This is a genomic window from Achromobacter sp. MFA1 R4, from assembly GCF_900156745.1.
Taxonomy (GTDB): domain Bacteria; phylum Pseudomonadota; class Gammaproteobacteria; order Burkholderiales; family Burkholderiaceae_B; genus Achromobacter.
The window spans coordinates 862610-880350 of the sequence record NZ_LT707065.1; the positions used below are offsets into that span (position 1 = coordinate 862610).

General features: G+C 66.2%; 18 protein-coding genes. 9 read left to right on the top strand and 9 right to left on the bottom strand.

Going from position 1 to position 17741, the window contains the following annotated elements:
* The first annotated feature begins 105 nt into the window (after nucleotides 1-105).
* Nucleotides 106-1212 carry a porin gene (locus BXA00_RS03965; RefSeq protein ID WP_076516403.1) on the top strand — a complete coding sequence of 369 codons (1107 nt, stop codon included), beginning with the start codon at nucleotides 106-108 and terminating at the stop codon, nucleotides 1210-1212.
* Between the two features lie 195 nt (nucleotides 1213-1407).
* The gene (locus tag BXA00_RS03970) at nucleotides 1408-2748 is read left to right on the top strand and encodes a ParB/Srx family N-terminal domain-containing protein (protein ID WP_076516404.1); all 1341 of its coding nucleotides are present in this window, start codon (nucleotides 1408-1410) and stop codon (nucleotides 2746-2748) included.
* A gap of 66 nt (nucleotides 2749-2814) precedes the next feature.
* On the opposite strand, the gene BXA00_RS03975 is transcribed toward BXA00_RS03970, so the two are convergent.
* A complete protein-coding gene (locus BXA00_RS03975) occupies nucleotides 2815-3183 on the bottom strand; it encodes a hypothetical protein (RefSeq protein WP_076516405.1) in 369 nt (122 codons plus the stop codon).
* 207 nt (nucleotides 3184-3390) lie between these two features.
* Here BXA00_RS03975 and gvpU point away from each other — a divergent pair, with 207 nt between their 5' ends.
* Both gvpU and BXA00_RS03985 read left to right on the top strand, forming a co-directional pair.
* The gene (gene gvpU, locus BXA00_RS29045) at nucleotides 3391-3837 is read left to right on the top strand and encodes a gas vesicle accessory protein GvpU (RefSeq protein WP_172805849.1); all 447 of its coding nucleotides are present in this window, start codon (nucleotides 3391-3393) and stop codon (nucleotides 3835-3837) included.
* Nucleotides 3838-3842: 5 nt separating this feature from the next.
* Nucleotides 3843-4538, top strand: a complete 696-nt coding sequence (locus BXA00_RS03985) for a pentapeptide repeat-containing protein (protein ID WP_076516406.1) — start codon at nucleotides 3843-3845, stop codon at nucleotides 4536-4538.
* On the opposite strand, the gene BXA00_RS03990 is transcribed toward BXA00_RS03985, so the two are convergent.
* From BXA00_RS03990 to BXA00_RS04000, 3 genes are all read right to left on the bottom strand, one after another.
* Nucleotides 4525-5499, bottom strand: a complete 975-nt coding sequence (locus BXA00_RS03990) for a helix-turn-helix domain-containing GNAT family N-acetyltransferase (protein ID WP_076516407.1) — start codon at nucleotides 5497-5499, stop codon at nucleotides 4525-4527. The genes BXA00_RS03985 and BXA00_RS03990 overlap by 14 nt on opposite strands.
* Nucleotides 5500-5576: 77 nt before the next feature.
* Nucleotides 5577-6233: a DNA-3-methyladenine glycosylase I gene (locus BXA00_RS03995; RefSeq protein ID WP_076516409.1), complete on the bottom strand. Its 657-nt coding sequence runs from the start codon at nucleotides 6231-6233 to the stop codon at nucleotides 5577-5579.
* A complete protein-coding gene (locus BXA00_RS04000) occupies nucleotides 6230-6634 on the bottom strand; it encodes a lysozyme inhibitor LprI family protein (RefSeq protein ID WP_076516410.1) in 405 nt (134 codons plus the stop codon). The genes BXA00_RS03995 and BXA00_RS04000 overlap by 4 nt, the downstream gene beginning before the upstream one ends.
* A 105-nt stretch (nucleotides 6635-6739) precedes the next feature.
* On the opposite strand from BXA00_RS04000, the gene BXA00_RS04005 reads away from it, so the two are divergent.
* The gene (locus tag BXA00_RS04005; protein WP_076516412.1) at nucleotides 6740-7564 is read left to right on the top strand and encodes a metallophosphoesterase; all 825 of its coding nucleotides are present in this window, start codon (nucleotides 6740-6742) and stop codon (nucleotides 7562-7564) included.
* Nucleotides 7565-7624: 60 nt separating this feature from the next.
* Here BXA00_RS04005 and BXA00_RS04010 read toward each other — a convergent pair whose 3' ends face one another.
* The 3 genes from BXA00_RS04010 to BXA00_RS04020 form a co-directional block, all read right to left on the bottom strand.
* Nucleotides 7625-7912, bottom strand: coding sequence for a contact-dependent growth inhibition system immunity protein (locus tag BXA00_RS04010; protein WP_076516413.1), 288 nt, complete (start codon nucleotides 7910-7912; stop codon nucleotides 7625-7627).
* Complete coding sequence (locus BXA00_RS04015) at nucleotides 7912-8739, bottom strand: RNase A-like domain-containing protein (RefSeq protein ID WP_076516415.1); 828 nt, start codon at nucleotides 8737-8739, stop codon at nucleotides 7912-7914. The genes BXA00_RS04010 and BXA00_RS04015 overlap by 1 nt, the downstream gene beginning before the upstream one ends.
* Nucleotides 8740-8942: 203 nt before the next feature.
* Complete coding sequence (locus tag BXA00_RS04020) at nucleotides 8943-11120, bottom strand: TonB-dependent siderophore receptor (RefSeq protein WP_369825596.1); 2178 nt, start codon at nucleotides 11118-11120, stop codon at nucleotides 8943-8945.
* 342 nt (nucleotides 11121-11462) lie between these two features.
* Here BXA00_RS04020 and BXA00_RS29140 point away from each other — a divergent pair, with 342 nt between their 5' ends.
* Together BXA00_RS29140 and BXA00_RS04030 are read left to right on the top strand one after the other, a co-directional pair.
* Nucleotides 11463-12197, top strand: coding sequence for a hypothetical protein (locus BXA00_RS29140; protein WP_197685558.1), 735 nt, complete (start codon nucleotides 11463-11465; stop codon nucleotides 12195-12197).
* Entirely contained in the window at nucleotides 12194-12466 is a 273-nt protein-coding gene (locus BXA00_RS04030; RefSeq protein ID WP_076516417.1) for a hypothetical protein, read from the top strand. The genes BXA00_RS29140 and BXA00_RS04030 overlap by 4 nt, the downstream gene beginning before the upstream one ends.
* Nucleotides 12467-12554: 88 nt before the next feature.
* Here BXA00_RS04030 and BXA00_RS04035 read toward each other — a convergent pair whose 3' ends face one another.
* Nucleotides 12555-13604, bottom strand: a complete 1050-nt coding sequence (locus BXA00_RS04035; RefSeq protein ID WP_076516419.1) for an NADP(H)-dependent aldo-keto reductase — start codon at nucleotides 13602-13604, stop codon at nucleotides 12555-12557.
* Nucleotides 13605-13792: 188 nt separating this feature from the next.
* Between BXA00_RS04035 and BXA00_RS04040 the strand changes: the two genes are divergently transcribed.
* Entirely contained in the window at nucleotides 13793-14575 is a 783-nt protein-coding gene (locus BXA00_RS04040; RefSeq protein ID WP_076516421.1) for a hypothetical protein, read from the top strand.
* 64 nt (nucleotides 14576-14639) lie between these two features.
* On the opposite strand, the gene BXA00_RS04045 is transcribed toward BXA00_RS04040, so the two are convergent.
* Entirely contained in the window at nucleotides 14640-17273 is a 2634-nt protein-coding gene (locus BXA00_RS04045; RefSeq protein ID WP_076516423.1) for an excinuclease ABC subunit UvrA, read from the bottom strand.
* A 93-nt stretch (nucleotides 17274-17366) separates the two neighbouring features.
* Here BXA00_RS04045 and BXA00_RS04050 point away from each other — a divergent pair, with 93 nt between their 5' ends.
* On the top strand, nucleotides 17367-17669 hold the full coding sequence (locus BXA00_RS04050) for a hypothetical protein (RefSeq protein WP_156902731.1): 303 nt from the start codon (nucleotides 17367-17369) through the stop codon (nucleotides 17667-17669).
* Nucleotides 17670-17741 lie beyond the last annotated feature (72 nt).

The window sequence follows — 17741 nt, forward strand, 5'->3', positions numbered from 1 at the left end:
AATAACGCATTGTTCTACACTATGGCCCGAGGAACACCGCCAGGTTGACACTGCGCGCCGTGTTCCTTTTGCATTTTCCACACCCGTATCACAGGAGTTTTCCGGATGAAAAAGACGCTGCTCGCCGCGGCAATGCTGGCTTCCTTTGCAGGCGTTGTCCAGGCAGAACCGTCAGTCACTCTCTATGGTGTCATCGACACCGGCCTCGGTTACAACAAGATCAAGGGCGATGGCTACAACGGCTCGAAGGTCGGCATGATCAACGGCATCCAGGCCGGCTCCCGCTGGGGCCTGCGCGGATCCGAAGATCTGGGGGACGGCCTGCGCGCCGTCTTCAAGCTGGAAAGCGGGTTTGACTCCGCCAACGGCCAGCGCGCCCAGTCGGGCCGCCTGTTCGGCCGCCAGGCCACCATCGGGCTGGCCAACGACGCGTGGGGCTCGCTGGAATTTGGCCGCCAGGCCACGATCGGCTCGAACTACCTGGCCGACATCGACCCCTTCTACACCAGCTACACCCAATCGAACATGGGCCTGGGTTTCAGCGCGGCCAACACCATGCGCTGGGACAACATGGTCATGTACCGCACGCCGTCGGTGAACGGCTTTGAATTCGGCATCGGCTACTCGTTCAATGCGGACGACACCACGGCCGACCAGACCGGTTTCCGCACCGCCGACAACACGCGCGGCATCACCACAGGCCTGCGCTACGTGCAAGGCCCGCTGAACGTGGCGCTGACCTACGACCAGTTGAACGGCGCCAACCGCAGCACCATCGACAACCGCGCCACGCCGCGCCAATACGCCGTGGGCGTGTCGTACGACCTGGAAGTGGTCAAGCTGGCCGCGGCCTACGGCCGCACCACCGACGGCTGGTTCGTGGGCCAGGACCTGCCCGCCGGTACGCCCTTCAGCGACGAGTTCGGCACCAACCGCTTCGTGGACGGATTCAAGGCGAACTCCTACATGCTGGGCGCGACCCTGCCCGTGGGCGCTTCCGGCAGCCTGTTCACCTCGTGGCAGCACGTGGCGCCGTCCAATGACAAGCTGACGGGCGGCGACGCCAACATGAACGTCTACAGCGTGGGCTACACCTACGACCTGTCCAAGCGCACCAACCTGTACGCCTACGGCTCGTACGGCACGGACTACGCGTTCATCGACGGCCTGAAGAGCACCGCCGCGGGCGTGGGCATCCGCCACCAGTTCTAAGCGGATGTATAGCCGGCCCGCGCGGGCCGGCTTTTTCGCCCAGGCCTTCCGGTGCCTGGGCGCGCGGCCCTCCCCTTGCCGCCGCCCCCCAAAGCGGCCTAAGCTCGGCAAGCATTGCGGTGACGTGCAATGCGCAGGAAACAAGCGTCCGGCATGATCGGCCTCCCTCACTGATCGCAGCCCCCAAGCACCGCCATGCCATCTCGTCTTCCGTCCGAACTTGCGCCCCTGTTCCGTCCTTCGCGCCTGATGCGCGCCTTTGCCCTGGCCCTGCTGCCGCTGGCCCTGGCTGCCTGCAATGGCGGCGGCGACGGCGACGATGACGACCAGGCGCTGCCCCCCGTCGCCGAAACCCCGGCGCCTCAGCCGGAAACGCCGGCGCCCGGTCCCGAGACCCCGCCGCGCAACACCGCCTACCTGCAGGCCAGGCCGGGCGACGTCATTCGCGTGCGCATCGAGGAATTGCGCCCCACCCAGGCCGCGATCGGCTACGACCAGATCTTCTACAAGCTGGGGCGCTGGCAAGGCGACTTCGAGCGCGCCACCTGGGCGGCCGATCCGGCGCTGCAGTTGGATTACCTGAACCGCACGGTCGGCAAGAAGTTCGACGATTACTGCGAAGACATGGGCGGCACCGAGCGCGCGCAGGAATTCCAGAGCATCGCCGAGGCCCGCGCCGCGCGGCTGGACCAGCCCGACACGTTTACCTGCCTGGATGCGCCGGGCACCCACGCCGCCAACTTGAAGACGGTGGTGGTGGGCTGGGACGGCAATCTCTACCTGACCGACGGCCACCACACCTTTTCGTCCCTGCGCGAGATCTTCGACGGCGGCGCGACGCTGCCCGTGTGGGTGAAGGTCGACGCCAACTACAGCGATCTGGCGACCGCCGCCGCCTTCTGGCAGCGCATGGTCGATGAACGCCGCGCCTGGCTGCGCGACGGCCAGAACCAGCCCATCACCGTGGACCAGTTGCCCACGCGCCTTGGGCTGCCCAGCGCGCAGGAGCCGGGCGGCATGCAGGAGGACCGCTACCGCTCGCTGGTGTACTTCACCCGCGATATCGCCTACAGCAACGGCAACCTGCCCGAATTCGCCGAGTTCCTGTGGGGCGACTGGCTGCGCCGCCAGGTCGCCGCCGGGCAGTTGCCGGATCTGGCGCAGTACAAGATGCAGGCGCCCGCCACGCCCGCGGAGATCCTGGCCGTGAGCACGCTCAACAAAAGTCTCCAGCCCACCGGGGCCAACGACAGCTATGCCGCCGCCGTGCGCGATGCGTCGCTCAGGATGGCTGCGCTCAATTCCACCGATATCGTGTTCCAAGACCGCGACGCGGCCAGCCTGGGCCGCATCGCGCTGGAGCCGGACGCCGACAGCGGCTCGCCAACCAAGGATGCGCGCGACACGCTGGAAGAACTGCCGCGCAACGATGTCAAGACGTCCGACGGCACGCCGCGCGGGGCCGGCAAGCTGTGGTTCGCGGTGAATTACCGCACCTGCGGCAAGCCCGCGGCGGGCACGTGCTGGGGCTGGTGATGTGAAGGCCCGTGCGAACGCGCCTGCCGCCTGCAGCCTGGTGGCGCGGCGGGCGCGTTCAGGGCGTCAGAGGACTTCCTGCGCGTTCTCGGCCTTGGCCAGTTGCTGCATCGCCAGCGAGACCTTCTTGGCGACTTCCAAGCGTTCGGCGGCCGACATGGCGTCGTACTCCGCCTTGGAAATGCCCAGGCTGGCCAGCGCCGCGTAGAACATCTTGTCTTCGATCGACATGGCGGCGTAGTCCATGAATTCCTGTTCGGCCTGCGAGGGCGCGGCCTGCGAAGCGCCCGACACGCCGCCGCCCATGGCGGAACGGGTGCGTTCGGTCGCGTCCGCGAACGCCGCGCGAAAGCCGTCGCCAGCGGCGGCGGCACGGGAGGCGGACGCAGGCTGGCCCGAACCGGCATTGATACCCAGGAAATTCACACTGCTCATGGATGCTCCGATGGATAGTCGCCGCGGGGCGCGGCGGCCGCCTGTCGCGGGACTGGCGTTCAGGCTGCCACCTTACCCCGCGCGCGTGCCGCCGGAAGAGCCGGTCAGCCGCCCGATCAGCCCGTTGCTCCGCCTATTGCGGGCCGACCATTTCTCACGCCGTTCGAGTATCTTGTGCCTCTTGCAAATCTTCCCGAGACCGTTTTCATGAGCATCGACTCCCTCCCCGGCCAGCCGGCCGCCGCCGCCCCGGGCGCGGACGCCTTCCTGCAATTCCTGGTCAACCTGGTGAACAACGGCAGCCAGATCGAAAGCATCGGCGTGACCTTGCAGATGGGCGGCATGCTGGTGTCCGGATCGATCGTGTCGGGCGCCGAATATTTCGACAGCTTTGCCGCCAGTTTCTCGGGCTCGCTGCAATCGCTGGACGCGGACACGCGTCAGACCGTGCACGCCTCGCTGGCCGAGCTGGGCGACGTGTTCCGCCTGCCGCAGCCGGTCGATCCGCTGCCCAACTACATCCATCTGGCCGACGCCCTGTTCTTCACGGCCGACGGCACGCCCGTCGCCGGACAGCCGACCCTGTGGCGCGGCCGCACCAGCGCGGTGGACGGCTTCATCCTGGGACGTCTGCAGTCCGGCGCATCCGCCTGACCCGCATGACGCAACCTGTCTTTCCGCCCATCGAAGGCCAGGACGTCGACCGCAAGGTGATGCTGGAGGTCGTCGAGGCCGCCGCGGGCAGTCCGCGGTCGTTCGTGGATTGCGACTTCCAGGAGGCGGACTTTTCCCGCCTGGACCTGCGCGGCTTTCAGTTCAGCGGCTGCGCGATCGCGGGCGCCTCTTTCCAGGGCGCCGACCTGACAGATACCCAGTGGCTGCGCTGCCGCGGCGGGTCGGCCAGCTTCGCCTCGGCGGACGCCAGCGAGGCCACCTTCCAGAACTGCGACCTCAACAACGCCAATTGGCGCCGCGCGCGGCTGGCCAGCGCGCGGTTCCGTGCGTGCAAGCTGACCGGATCGGATTTCGACGGCATCGCATGCCTGGGCTGGTCGCTCGAAGAATGCCTGCTGGTGGGCGCCTTGCTGCGCGGCGTGTCGTTTCGCAAGTGCAATCTGCTTCAGCTTGATTTCTCGGATGCAGACTTGTCGGGAAGCGACTTTCGCGAAGCGGTCTTTCACGGCGGCAGCCTGCGCAATGCCACCCTGAAAAATGTCCACTTCGAGGGCGCCGACCTGCGCGAAGCCGACCTGGGCGGGCTGGACCTCACGGCGGCCGCGCGGCTGGCGGGCGCCACCATCTCCAAGACCCAGGCGGCGGCCCTGCTGGCCGAACTGCGCATCAGCGTGGTCTGAGCCGGCTGAAGCGCTGCTCCACCACCACGCTGCCCCATTGGCGCCCTTCGGACGCCTGGGTCAGCGTGAAGCCTGCCGCTTCGTACAGATGGCGGGCGGCGTCCAGCCCCTTGAACGTCCACAGGTAGGTTTCGTCGTACCGCTCGTCCACGTAGGCCATGGCCCGCGCCAGCAGGGCCCGGCCCACGCCCATGCCGCGCAGCGATTCGTCGACGATGAACCAGCGCAAATGCGCCTGCCGCGCAGCCAGATCGCCATCGATGACGATCGAAGCCAGCGTCCGGCCATTGTCCACGTACAGCCACATGTTCTTGCCCGGGGCGGGCAGGCCTTCCGCGAATTCGGCCAGTTCGGTCGCGACCTTGCGCTCGAAGTACACGCCGAAGCCCGAGGCTTGCGCGTAATAGCGGGCATGCAGGCTGGCGATATCGCCGATGCATCCCGGCAGATAGCCCTCATGGATCTGGCTGGCGGGCACGATGGCCGCGGGCGGGGCATCGTTGGGGTTCTCGCTGGACAGCGCGTCGGCATACAGGGACAGGAAGCGGATCAGCGATTCCTGGTCGGCCGGCGCCATGCGGCGCAGCGCGTGCGACACCTGATCGGTGGCGAACTGGTCGATCCGCGCGCGCAGCGCGTGGCCCGCCTCGGTCAGGGTGAGCCGGGAGGAACGCGCGTCGTCGGCGGCGGTCTCTCGCACCAGCAGGCCGGCCGATTCCAGCTTGGCCACCTGCCGGCTGGTGTTGGACTTGTCCAGCCGCAGGATCGCGGCCAGGTCGCGCGCCTGGATGCCCGGGTGCAGGCCGATCTCGATGATGGCGTGCACCGCCGAGGGCGCCAGATCGCTGCCCGCGAGCGAGGCGCGCATAAAGCCCAGCTCGCGCACCAGCTTGCGGGAAAACTCCCGCAGGTCCTGGATGGTTTTATCCCGAGACTGGGACGGAAAGTCGATAAGGTCCATGGCGCGCCCCTAAAGTTGCGGTTCGCAACCAATATACTTGCGAGTCGCAACCAAAACAAGCAGCACGTGCCGCGCCGTCAGCGGGGACGCGCAAAGCGCGCGCGCGCCGCCTCGATCTCCGCATGGCAGACGCAGCCGCTCATGTGCTCGTTCACCATGCCCACCGCCTGCATGAAGGCATGCATCGTCGTCGGCCCCACGAAGGTCCAGCCCCGCCGCTTCAATGCGCGCGAGAGCCGCACCGACGCGTCGGACGTGGGATGGTTGTCCCAGTGGCGCCGGTCCACCGCCGCCGGGCGTTCCTGCGCCGGCGGCTCGTGCGCCCACAGCCAGCCGGCCAGCGAGCCGGTTTCGTCGGCCAGTTCGCGCGCGCGCCGGGCATTGTTGATGGCCGACACGATCTTGGCACGGTTACGCACGATGCCCGCGTTGCCCATCAGGCGCTCCACGTCGCGCTCGGTGTAGCGCGCGACGCGTTCGACATCGAAGTCGTCGAAGGCCTCGCGAAACGCCTCGCGCTTGCGCAGGATGGTGATCCACGCCATGCCCGCCTGAAAGCCTTCCAGGCAGATCTTTTCGTACAGGCGGCGATCGTCGGCCACGGGCCGGCCCCACTCATGGTCGTGATAGTCGGGCATGGAAGGCTGCCAGAAGCAGCGCGGCACGCCGTTGCCATCGAGGATCAGGCCGGCAACTTCCTGCGCGGCGCCGCCCGGGTGGTCCACAGCCGTCATTTCCCGGCGGGCACGGGGCAGCTCATGTCGCCTTCCTCGCACTTCAGGTAGGCGCGCAGTTCCTTCGTGCGGGCCTGCGTCAGCTTGTCCAGGCACATGCTCAGCACCATCGGATAGGCGCTGCCGCCGGTGACGCCTGAGGAGGAGAACGCGCACTCGGCGTCGCGAAAGAAGAGCCACGCCTTCTGCGCCGCCTGTAAGCGCGTGGTGGCGTCCTTGTTGTCCACAAGGCGCGCCATCACGTCCCGGTAGGCGGCGTTCAAGTCGGCGTCGGATTTGCGGTAGGCCTGGTCGGCGCACAGGCTCAGGTCGGTCTGCGTGGACGCCTGGTCGCACTTGATCACTTGGGCCTGCGCCCCAGCCGTCAGCACGAGCGCGGCGGCGGCAAACACGAAACGCATGGGAGGTCCTCCTGGGGTTGATGCGTGATGGGATCGTCGGGGAAAGTGTCGCATGGATGCCCGCGCGTCGCAGCGCGGCCCGGCGTGTCGCCTAAGATAGTGCCCATGAAGATCCAACTGCTATCCGACTTGCATCTTGAAACCGATCCCACGTTCGTGGCGCAACCCTTGCCCGGCGCCGATCTGCTCGTGCTGGCGGGCGACATCGGCTCGTACCGCCAGGGCTCGCGCCTGGAGCGGGACGATTTCGGGCTGGGCGCGTATTCCCCGCGTCACGGCTGGCCCACGCCGGTGCTGTACGTGCCGGGCAACCACGAATACGACAACGTGGATTTCGACGAGACGCACGCGCGCCTGCGCGAGCTGTGCGAGGCGCTGGACATCCAGTGGCTGGAACGCGAAACCCGCGTGATCGACGGCGTGCGTTTCGTGGGCACGACGCTGTGGGCGGACTTCGATGCGCTGGCGGCCCCGCACGATCCGCTCGGCGAAGTCCTGAAGAAGCGCGCCAAGGCCTTCCGGGCGGCGGACTTCTATCTGGAAAAGGCGGAAATGCGCCGCAACGGCGCCCCCTTCATGGCCGAGCAGATGCGCGAGCAAAGCCTGGCCTGCCAGCAGTGGCTGGACGCCGCGCTGCGCACGCCGTTCGCGGGCAAAACGGTGGCGGTCACGCACTTCGCCCCCACGCTGGCCAGCGCCGACCCGCGCTATGGCGTCACGCCGGGCACGGCGGGATTCTGCAACGCGCTCGACGCGTTGCTGCCGCTGGCCGACGTGTGGATACACGGCCATCTGCACTGCGCCCAGGACTATGTGAAGGACGGCTGCCGGGTCATCGCCAATCCGCTGGGGTATGCCAAGAAAGGCGAACAGGCGGACTACGCGCCGGATCGGTTGTGGGATGTGTCGGGCTTGCCGGCCGCCGATTGACGCATGTTGGCGCGCAGGTGAGTCGGCCAGGGGGGAGCCAAGCGCCGCTCCACGTCCGATCTATCGGTTCAGGACCCGCTTGAGTTCATCAAAGAACGAGGCCACGCTGTGACCCCATAGCTTTGGGTCGAAGGAACCCCAATGCCGGGCAAAAACGACCTCCGCCTCTGCGCCATACTTCGCGACAAACGCATCCATCTCCACGCAGACCTGCTTGATTCGATCCGGGCTTGTCACGCGCTTATAACAAAGCGCAATTTCCTCAATCGTGTCGCCGAACAGATCGTAGTCTTCATGGAAGTACGCGCCTAAGAATTGTTCCAACTCGGAATCGGGATCGATATCCATCACGCCTCCAACATCGCGGTCAGCACATAGTAGGACATGCCGTTGTAGCGCTCCTTCTTCAGCACGACGCGGACCATTCTTCCCCTAACCCACTCGCTAGCCCCGCGCACCAATACATATCCGGCGTCACCGACAACGGGCCCTCTCAATCGTATTCTGACGCCCTCGGCCGCCGAAGCCGCCCACGTCGCCACGCGCTCCGCTTCCAGACGCATCAGCCCATTCACGGCATTTTCCGCCGCCGCAATGGAGTGAAAGGTGGAGGCGGACGGCAAATGAGGCTCGGCTCGCAGCCTCGCCTCAAGATACGCCCTCGTCTTTCCGACATGCTTGTCGAGCGTATGCCCCCCAACTCCCCCGAGGACGGAGGCCTCATGCCGAGATAAAGAAACACGCCCCGCAATAACGCTTGTCGCGCGCGCCGCTCTGATTGCTCCCGCGAATCCGGCGGGCACCGCAATCTCTACGGAAAAGCCCAACGCCTGACCGGACCCGGCTGACGCGCCAAGTTGGCTGGCGAGTTCAGTCAGGCCTCTCTCAGTCAGCGATCGGGTTCGTTGCCCGGTCCAAACTTCACGCAGTCCCGTCGCAGCCGTATCGGAGCCGTGGGCACCCAGCAGCACGCAGCCTGCTTTTGAAACGCCGGTGGGTTCGGGTACTACGCAAAGCGCGGCACCGCCCAACATTTCAGCCACGCCAGCCGCCAGTGTGAGTCCCCCCCACATGCGATTCGAAAGTGTCGATTCAGCACTGATCGACTCGCCTTGCAGCATCGCCGCCAATTGCACAGGCGTGAGAACTATGCGAAGGCCCGATTCGTCGTCCATCGGTCACCCCATCCCTTGATAGAGCGACGACTATTACGCGGCAAGGGCGGTTCGTCGATCAGACTCGTCCGAATCTTCATGGACTTTGATGCCAGGTCACCTCGCCCTACGCCCTTAAGAGCCGCAGCGCACCCCCAGTTGGATGCGCTGCGCCCCCGAGCGCGAATCGCGGGCGCCTGCCGCCTACACGCAACGCCCGCCGGCTAGAACTTCAAGCTGGCGCTCAACCCATACGTGCGGGGATCGCCCGCCTTGATGTAGTCGGACGACTGGTACAGCCAGTAGCGCTTGTTCGCGACGTTGTTGATTCCCGCGCGGAACGTGGTTTCGTAGCCATGGATGCGCGTGTCGTACGTGGCGCCGATGTTGACGATGGCGAAGTCCGGCACCTCGACCGCGTTCGATGCGCCGAGCATGGTGCTGCTGGTGTACTTGACGTCGGCGCGTAGCGTCAGGCCCGGCAGTTGCGGCACCGAATAGGCCACCTGCGCGGCGGCGACGAACTTCGGTGCGCCGGCGACGCGGTTGCCGGTGAAGGCGCTGCCCTGCTTGTATTCCGAATCCAGGAACATGACGCTGCCGCCCACGTTCCAGTGGGTGGCAATACGCGTGGACGCCCCCAGTTCCAGGCCCTGGAAGACAGACTTGCCGTCTTGCACGAGCTCATTGGCGGCGTTGGCGTATTCCGCCTTCTTTTCGATGCGGAACAATGCCGCGGTGGCCGCCCAGTCCTCCTGGTTGGTCTTGATGCCCAGTTCGTATTGCTTGCTCTTGAGCGGGTCCAGCAGTTCACCGAAGTTCGTATAGATATTCCCGACGGACGACCCCGGCTCCAGCGATTCGATGTAGCTGGCGTACGCCATCGTCTGCGGCGTGATGTTGAACATCAGCGCCACGGTGGGGGTCAGCACGCCGTTCTTGTCGTAGCTGGAGGTCTGCACGCCGGCCGGATCGAAGCCGACCTGCTCGTAATCGGTGTAGCGCAGGCCGCCCAGGATGGACCATCCGCCCGTCAGGTCGATCGTGTCGCTGGCGAACACGGCCTTCTGTGTGATTTCGGCCGCGCGGTACAGGTCCAGGCTGCCTTCGCTGTAATACGTGTTGGTATTCTGCCGGCGCAGATTGCCCGTGCCCTGAAGCTGGTAGACGCCGTCGGCGCTGTAGTCGTTCTTCTGCTTCTGCCACGATGCGCCGGCCACCACATGATGCCTGATCGGGCCGGTGGCGAACTTGCCTTCGAGCATCGCCTGCCACTGATTGAACGCATAACCTTCGCCGTAGTCCGAGCGATAGTCGTCGTAGTCGCCCGACTGGTCCTGCAGGAACAGCACCGATTCATTGCGGCGCGTGCGCGTGGTGTTGTAGGTGTAATCGGTGCGCACGCTCCAGTCCGGTGCAAGCTGGTACTTCAAGCCCGTCGAGTAGAAGCGGAATTCGTTGTCGGCGTATGGGCCTTCGCCCACCAGCTTGCCGTCATTGCGCACCGGAGAGGGCAACTCGCTGCCCGTCATCGCGCCGGCGTAGATCGTCGGCTCCTGACCGATCGCCTTGCGGTCCTGGTACAGGGTCTGGAAGTCCCAGGTCAGCTTGTCGGTCAGGCGCGCATCGAGCGCCAGCGACACGGAATCACGATACAGCGAGCCGTTGTTGAAGGTATTGCCTTCCTCGTGCGTCGCGTTCAGCCGGTAGCCGAAGGTCCCGCTCTCGCCCACGCGCCCGCCCAGGTCCACGTGCTGGCGCAACAGCCCATTGGAGATGTAGCCCAGCTCGACGCTGCGAACGGGTTCGTCCGTGGGCCGCTTGGTCACGTAGTTCACCAGTCCGCCCGGCGAACCGAAGCCATACATGAAGCCGGAAGCGCCCTTGAGCAGGTCGATCTGCTCGAAGTGCTCATAGGGCAGGACGGTGACATAGCTCAGGAAGGGCTTGCCGTCGATGCGGAAGGAGTTCTGCCAGTCCAGCGGCAGCCCGCGCACGCTCAGGTAGCTGGCCCACGCGCCGAAGGCGGCGCTGTTGTCGCTGACCGAGGCGTCCAGCGCGAACACGTCGCCCAGCTTGGTCACCTGCCGGGCCTGCATGTCGGCCGCGGTCACCACCGTGGTCGAGAACGGGGTTTCGAGCTGGCTGCGGCTGCCGAGGGCGCCCGTGTTCACCGGGGCGGATAGATGCTCGAGCGTGTCGTCGATGGCGCTGGCGTTGACGGTGACGGCGGGCAGTTGCGCGACGCCTTGCGAGGCGGATGCCGCATTCGCGGCAGCGGACTGGGCATGCGCGCCAGACGCGCATGCCAGGCCCAGGGCCAGGGCGAGAACAGAGGGCGTGGCGGCGGAATGTGCTTGCTTGCGGGCACGGCACTCCCGGATGACAGTCGGACGAACCAAGGTCGAATCTCCAGAGCGGAAGGACAAAAGTCCGCACTCTGTCATTAATGCGACTGATTCGCAACACCATTAGCACCTTATAGCTTGCGGCGATTGGGGCTTTGGATCCCTGAAACAGCACTAAATCGCTTTGCGATCAACAACTTGGGCCGCGCCGGCTGCAACACAGGGGTTCCCTGTCGGCGCGCCTCCGCTCCGCCGGGAATCAGCGCCGGCCGATCGGACGGCGCTGATTCCCGCCGCAACTCGCGCCCTATAGATTGCCAGTGTTCAGTCGGCCATAAACGCGGTCAGGAAATCTTCGCCATGTCGTTGAGCCTTGTCACCTGGAGGAGTGGGGCAATGATCCGGATTACGGCGTCTGTGGGGCAAGGAGGGTTCAACCGCGCTTCGGACGTCCGCGTGGTGCAGAGGGCACTTCGCCTCTATAAACGCCGGTACATCCGCGGACGTGAGATTTCGGAAACAGGCCAGATATCGTTCGATGTCGTCGAGACGATCAAGCACCTTCAACGCAGGTTGGGCGAAGATGAAAGCGGCCGCCTTGAACCGGTGTCGCCGGCGCTCCGCGCACTTGACCAGATTAAGCGGACGGCTGGGATATCTTTCGGGGCAAACACGTTCGCTGGCGCACGGAACACCGTCGAAATACTCGTGAGCGATGGTCGATTTGTCAGTATGGGCTCGCAGTGGGGGCACGTGGCGATTGACGTGGGAGGTACTGTGTACTCTCGCGGTCACGCGGATTACTACGTGATGCCGCGCGCGACCTATCTGGAGCGCAACAGCTTCCGCGAAACGGTGGGCTTGGTCCTTGAGATGTCTGCCAAAGAAGTGGCAGTGATCGCGAGCGAGTTGCGACGGCGCGTGGCCCTAAAGACTCCTTACGACCTGGTCGGCAACAGTTGTTCAACGAACGTGGCTGACGTACTCGAAAAAGTCGGCGTGTTGGCGCATGATCCGAGGTATCAGTGGGACGCTTCGCGTCGGACGGCGGTCAGTCCGAAAGAGATATTGATCATCGTGTCCAGATCATCACGCCTGCAACGACGCAACATCTATCCGAAACAAAGATGAAAACCCTGATCCCGGCGTTTGCCTTGTTGGTGGCCCTGTATGGCTGTTCAGACGAGCCCAAGGGCCAATGGCGAGTCATGGCCCCCGTCGAGGTCTATTCGGAAAATGATGACGGTGCTCCGGTGATTTTTGTTCTTCAGCCCGGAGACACCTGCGCGTTGGGTAACGCGTGGAGTTATCACAAGATGTTCCGATTCAAGCGAGTTTCGTGTACCAGGGGAGCCGGGTGGATTTCCATCGATACCGATTTCGCACCCGTGGCTGACTGAATCCGACGCGTCTGTCCCGGGCGTATCGGCCGGTCTGCGAGGCAACCTTGAACCGGATAACGGGCGGCCTGCCGGCCGCCCGCCCGCCTCAAGGCGCCGGGTTCGGGTGCCGCTTGTGGATCTGCTCGATCGCGTCCAGCACCTCGGTGGACAGGGTGACGTCCACGCTGTCGATGTTTTCCTTGAGCTGCTCCAGCGACGTCGCGCCGATCAGGTTGCTGGTGACGAAGGGGCGCTGGTTGATCCAGGCCAGGGCCAGGTGCGTGGGCGACACGCCGTGGGCGCGCGCCAGGTCGACGTATTCGCGCGTGGCGGCCTCGGCCTGGGGGTTGCTGTAGCGGGTAAAGCGCGAATAGACGGTCAGGCGCGCGCCTGCCGGCTTGGCGCCGTCCAGATACTTGCCGCAGAGCATGCCCATCGCCAGCGGCGAGTAGGCCAGGAGGCCCACGCCTTCATGGTGCGTGAACTCCGACAGGCCGATTTCGAACACGCGGTTCAGCAGGTTGTAGGCGTTCTGGATCGAGACGATGCGGGGCAGGTTCTGGTTTTCGGCGTGGCGCAGGAACTGGCTGACGCCCCACGGCGTCTCGTTCGACACGCCGACGTGGCGCACCTTGCCCGCACGCACGAAGTCCTGCAGCACGGACAGGGTCTCTTCGATGGGCACGGTGTGCTCGTCCTCGACCCACGGGTAGTTGAGCTGGCCGAACGTCGCCGTCGTGCGGTCGGGCCAGTGGAGCTGGTACAGGTCCAGGTAATCGGTCTGCAGGCGCTTGAGGCTGGCGTCCAGCGCCTCAGTCAGGTTCTTGCGGTCCAGGAAGGTCTTGCCGTCGCGGATGTGGCCGGGACGCTTGGGATCGCGCACGGGGCCGGCCACCTTGCTGGCCAGCACGATGTCCTGGCGGCGGCCAGTCTTGGCCAGCCACGTGCCGATGTAGGTTTCGGTCAGGCCCTGGGTTTCGGGCTTGGGCGGCACCGGGTACATTTCGGCCACGTCGACCAGGTTGACGCCGCGCTCCAGCGCGTAGTCCAGTTGCTCGTGCGCCTGCGCTTCGGTGTTCTGCTCGCCCCAGGTCATGGTGCCCAGCCCGATCAGGCTGACATCCAGGTCGGTACGGCCGAGTTTGCGGTATTTCAAGTTCTGCTCCGTGCGGGGTCTTTGGGTAGGGAAGCGACACCTTACTCCAAGATGTTGGCGTTTCGCTGACACGGCCGCGGCGGGCGCCCCCGACCTTGCCCCGCCCTTGCCCCGCCCTTACCCCGTCCTTGCCGGCGCCGCGCAATCGGCATACGCTGATGCGCAAATTCATTCCGGGGGGAACAGGCATGCTGAGGGAAATTGACGAGATCTATCTCTTTTTCGTCGTGCTCATCATTTTCCTGGCTGTCATCGAGCTCGCTTACCGGCTGGGCCGCCGGTTGCGCAAGCCGGCCGACGAGGCCGCCAAGACGCACATTTCGGCGCTGCAGACCGCGCTGCTTGGCCTCTTGGCCCTGCTGCTGGGCTTTACCTTCGCCATGTCGGTGACGCGCTTCGAAACGCGCAAGAACCTGGTGCTGGAAGAGGCCAACGCCATCGGCAACGCCTACTGGCGCTCGCAGCTCATTCCCGTCGAGCACCGGCCCGTGGTGGCGAACATGCTGCATGAGTACACCACGGCCTCGCTGGACTACCACCTGGCGGACCAGGATTCGCCCCGTTTCAACGCGGCCAATGCCACTGCCCGGCGCATCGAGCGCCAGATCCGGGCGGCGGTCGCGGCCCGGGCGGAGAACCCGCCCTCGATCTCCACCATCATGTTCATCCAGGCCGTCAACGAGATGGCGCAGATCAACGAGAAGCGCCGCGTCGCGCTGGAGAACCACGTGCCGGAGCCGGTGTATTACCTGCTCTTCATCGTGGCGGCGGGGTCCATGGCCTACATCGCCTATGGCACCGGCCTGCACGGGCGGCGCCGGCCCATATCGACGGGCATGTTCGCCGCGCTGATCGCGCTGGTGCTGACGTTCATCCTGGACATCGACCAGCCCAGCGGCGGCCTGATCGAGGTCGGGCAGGAAAGCATGCAGCGCATGCAGGCCACCCTGGCCCACGAGATGCAGCAGTAACGCGGGCGCCCGGACAGCGGCCCCGGGGCCTTTTCCGAACAGTAGCCTTATCCGAACAGAGGCTTCATTCGAACAGACGCCGCAGGAACGGCGCGGTGACGCCGGCCTTGCCCTGGCTGACCGCTTGCGGCGTGCCCGCCGCCACGATGGTGCCGCCCTCTTCCCCGGCGCCGGGCCCCACGTCCAGCATCCAGTCGCTGCCCGCGATCACGCGCAGGTCGTGTTCCACCACGACCACGGTGTTGCCGGCGTCGACCAGGCCGTGCAGTTGCGCCATCAGCTTGTCCACATCCGCCGCGTGCAGGCCCGTGGTGGGCTCGTCCAGCACATACAGCGTGTTGCCGCGCTGGCTGCGCTGCAGCTCCGTGGCCAGCTTGATGCGCTGGGCCTCGCCGCCGGACAGCTCGGTGGCGGGCTGGCCCAGGCGCAGATACCCCAGGCCGATGTCGTGCAGCAGCGCCAGGGGACGCGCCACCGCGGGCTCGTCCTGGAAGCACGCACGCGCTTCGTCCACGGTCATGTCCAGCACCTGCGCGATGTTGCGGCCGTTCCATTCGATTTCCAGCGTCTTGGCGTTGTAGCGGGTGCCGTGGCAGGCGGGGCAAGGCGCGTACACGCTGGGCATGAACAGCAGTTCAACGTGGACAAAGCCTTCGCCTTCGCACGTCTCGCAGCGGCCCTGGGCGACGTTGAAGGAAAAGCGGCCGGCGCCGTAGCGCCGCGATCGGGCGGCTTTGGTGCCGGCGAACAGCTTGCGCACGTGGTCGAAAAGGCCGGTGTAGGTGGCCAGATTGGACCGCGGCGTACGGCCGATGGGCTTCTGGTCCACATTGACCAGCCGCTTGATGGCCTGCGCACCCGCGTGGAGGCGCCCTGTCGTGCGCGGCAGGTTGCCGGGCTGCGGCAGGTCGCCCTCGGACTCCTCGGCGGGCAGTTCCTGGCCCAGGTGCTCGCCCACCAGTTCCACCAGCGCCTGGCTGACCAGGCTGGATTTTCCCGACCCGGACACGCCCGTCACCGCCGTGAATGCCCCGAGCGGAAAACGCGCATCGATGCCATGCAGGTTGTTGCGGTGGATGCCGCGCAGCTCCAGCCAGCCGGCAGGCTCGCGCGGCGCGCGGCGGCTGGCCGGGCGCGCATCGAAAAGGTACTTCGCCGTGACCGATTCCTTCACCTTGCGCAGGCCCTCGGGCGGGCCGCTGTACAGCACCTGCCCGCCATGCTGGCCCGCGCCCGGTCCCACGTCGACCAGCCAATCGGCGCGGCGCAGCGTGTCCAGGTCGTGCTCGACGACAAAGAGCGTATTGCCGCCGGCCTTGAGCTGGTCCAGCGCGCGGTGCAGCGCCTGGGCGTCCGCGGGATGCAGCCCGGCCGACGGTTCGTCCAGCACGTACACCACGCCGAAAAGATTGGAACGGATCTGCGTGGCCAGCCGCAACCGCTGCAGTTCACCGGGCGAGAGCGTCGGCGTGGACCGGTCCATCGCCAGATAGCCCAGGCCCAGCGCCTGCAGCGTGCCGATGCGCTCGATCAGGTCGTGCGCGATGCGCTGCGCGGCGATGCGCTTTTCCGGGGAAGAGTCCGGCGTGCGCCGCACGTCGCTGCTGCCCGCATGCGACAGGCCGCCCGCCGCCACGCGCCCGGCGTTGGCACGCACGCCCGCCGCCTTGCTGCGCGTCACGCCCGGCGCCCCCGCTTCGTCGAACCGGCCTGCGGCGGCCGGCGCGAGAACCTCGGCGATGCGGCTGAGCGGCAGTTGCGACAGGGTGCCGATGTCCAGCCCCGCAAACGTCACCGACAAGGCCTCGCGCTTGAGGCGCCGGCCGCCGCATTCCGGACACGGCGAGCCGGTCATGAAGCGGGCCACGCGCTTTTTCATCATGGCGCTCTGGGTGGTCGCGAACGTGTGCATGACGTAGCGGCGCGCGCCGGTGTACGTGCCCATGTAGCTGGGCTCGGTCTTGCGGCGCAGCGCCGCGCGGGTTTCGGCGGGCGTAAAGCCCGCGTAGACCGGGACGGTCGGCTGCTCGTCCGTGTACAGGATCCAGTCGCGATCCTTCTTGGGCAGGTCGCGCCACGGCTTGTCCACGTCGTAGCCCAGCGTGACCAGGATGTCGCGCAGGTTCTGGCCGTGCCAGGCCGGCGGCCACGATGCGATGGCGCGTTCGCGGATCGACAGCGAGGGGTCCGGCACCATGGACGCCTCGGTCACGTCGTACACGTAGCCCAGCCCGTGGCAATGCGGGCACGCCCCCTGCGGCGTGTTGGGCGAGAAATCTTCCGCGTACAGCATCGGCTGGCGCGCAGGGTACGTCCCGGCGCGCGAATACAGCATGCGCAACATGCTGGACAACGTGGTCACGCTGCCCACCGTGGACCGCACGTTGGGCGTGCCGCGCTGCTGCTGCAATGCCACGGCGGGCGGCAGGCCGTCGATGGCGTCCACGTCGGGCACGCCCACCTGGTCGATCAGGCGCCGGGCATACGGCGACAGCGATTCCAGGTAGCGGCGCTGCGCTTCGGCATACAGCGTGCCAAACGCCAGGGACGATTTCCCTGACCCGGACACGCCGGCAAACACCACCAGCGCGTCGCGCGGGATGCTTACGTCCACGTTCTTCAGATTGTGTTCGCGCGCGCCGCGCACGCGGATGCAGGCGTCGGGGCGCGGCTTGGGCGTTGTCTTGCGCTGGCTCATGTCCAGATAGTAATGGACCCGCCGGCGCCCGGCCGCAAAGGGGTCATCCGCGCGGCGTACGCGCCCCCGCCTGCTTCAGAATGGCGCAAAAGCATGACGTCCGCGCCCGCTCATCCGATCGGGCGATGGCGGCTGCCGGACCAGATCGACGTCATCGAGCCGCTGACGGACGGGCATATCATCGAAGGCATCGTCGCCATCGCCGCGAACCCCGGCGTCGCCGGGGTGGACGCCTATCTGGAGCCCGCCGCGGCGGCCTTGCTGGGCGTGGGCGACATGGTGCTGCTGGTGGTCCGGGCCGATGGACACGTGGGCCTGCGCGCGGAGCAACGGCACGCCGAGACGCTGTCGACCTACGTCGCGTTGTTGCGCGCCAGCCCCGGCGCGGCGCCATGACCTAGGGAAATCCCCAAGAAAAATCGTGTCGATCCGGGGGGTTGCGGTTCGTCGTCGTCATGTATCCCCCAC

Coding starts and splice junctions, on each gene's coding strand:
- BXA00_RS04015 (WP_076516415.1), bottom strand. CDS start 8,739: ATGGACGACGAATCGGGCCTTCGCATAGTTCTCACGCCTGTGCAATTG.
- gvpU (WP_172805849.1), top strand. CDS start 3,391: ATGAGCATCGACTCCCTCCCCGGCCAGCCGGCCGCCGCCGCCCCGGGC.
- BXA00_RS03970 (WP_076516404.1), top strand. CDS start 1,408: ATGCCATCTCGTCTTCCGTCCGAACTTGCGCCCCTGTTCCGTCCTTCG.
- BXA00_RS04050 (WP_156902731.1), top strand. CDS start 17,367: ATGACGTCCGCGCCCGCTCATCCGATCGGGCGATGGCGGCTGCCGGAC.
- BXA00_RS04045 (WP_076516423.1), bottom strand. CDS start 17,273: ATGAGCCAGCGCAAGACAACGCCCAAGCCGCGCCCCGACGCCTGCATC.
- BXA00_RS04000 (WP_076516410.1), bottom strand. CDS start 6,634: ATGCGTTTCGTGTTTGCCGCCGCCGCGCTCGTGCTGACGGCTGGGGCG.
- BXA00_RS04010 (WP_076516413.1), bottom strand. CDS start 7,912: ATGGATATCGATCCCGATTCCGAGTTGGAACAATTCTTAGGCGCGTAC.
- BXA00_RS03975 (WP_076516405.1), bottom strand. CDS start 3,183: ATGAGCAGTGTGAATTTCCTGGGTATCAATGCCGGTTCGGGCCAGCCT.
- BXA00_RS03995 (WP_076516409.1), bottom strand. CDS start 6,233: ATGACGGCTGTGGACCACCCGGGCGGCGCCGCGCAGGAAGTTGCCGGC.
- BXA00_RS03985 (WP_076516406.1), top strand. CDS start 3,843: ATGACGCAACCTGTCTTTCCGCCCATCGAAGGCCAGGACGTCGACCGC.
- BXA00_RS04030 (WP_076516417.1), top strand. CDS start 12,194: ATGAAAACCCTGATCCCGGCGTTTGCCTTGTTGGTGGCCCTGTATGGC.
- BXA00_RS04005 (WP_076516412.1), top strand. CDS start 6,740: ATGAAGATCCAACTGCTATCCGACTTGCATCTTGAAACCGATCCCACG.
- BXA00_RS29140 (WP_197685558.1), top strand. CDS start 11,463: ATGATCCGGATTACGGCGTCTGTGGGGCAAGGAGGGTTCAACCGCGCT.
- BXA00_RS03965 (WP_076516403.1), top strand. CDS start 106: ATGAAAAAGACGCTGCTCGCCGCGGCAATGCTGGCTTCCTTTGCAGGC.
- BXA00_RS03990 (WP_076516407.1), bottom strand. CDS start 5,499: ATGGACCTTATCGACTTTCCGTCCCAGTCTCGGGATAAAACCATCCAG.
- BXA00_RS04040 (WP_076516421.1), top strand. CDS start 13,793: ATGCTGAGGGAAATTGACGAGATCTATCTCTTTTTCGTCGTGCTCATC.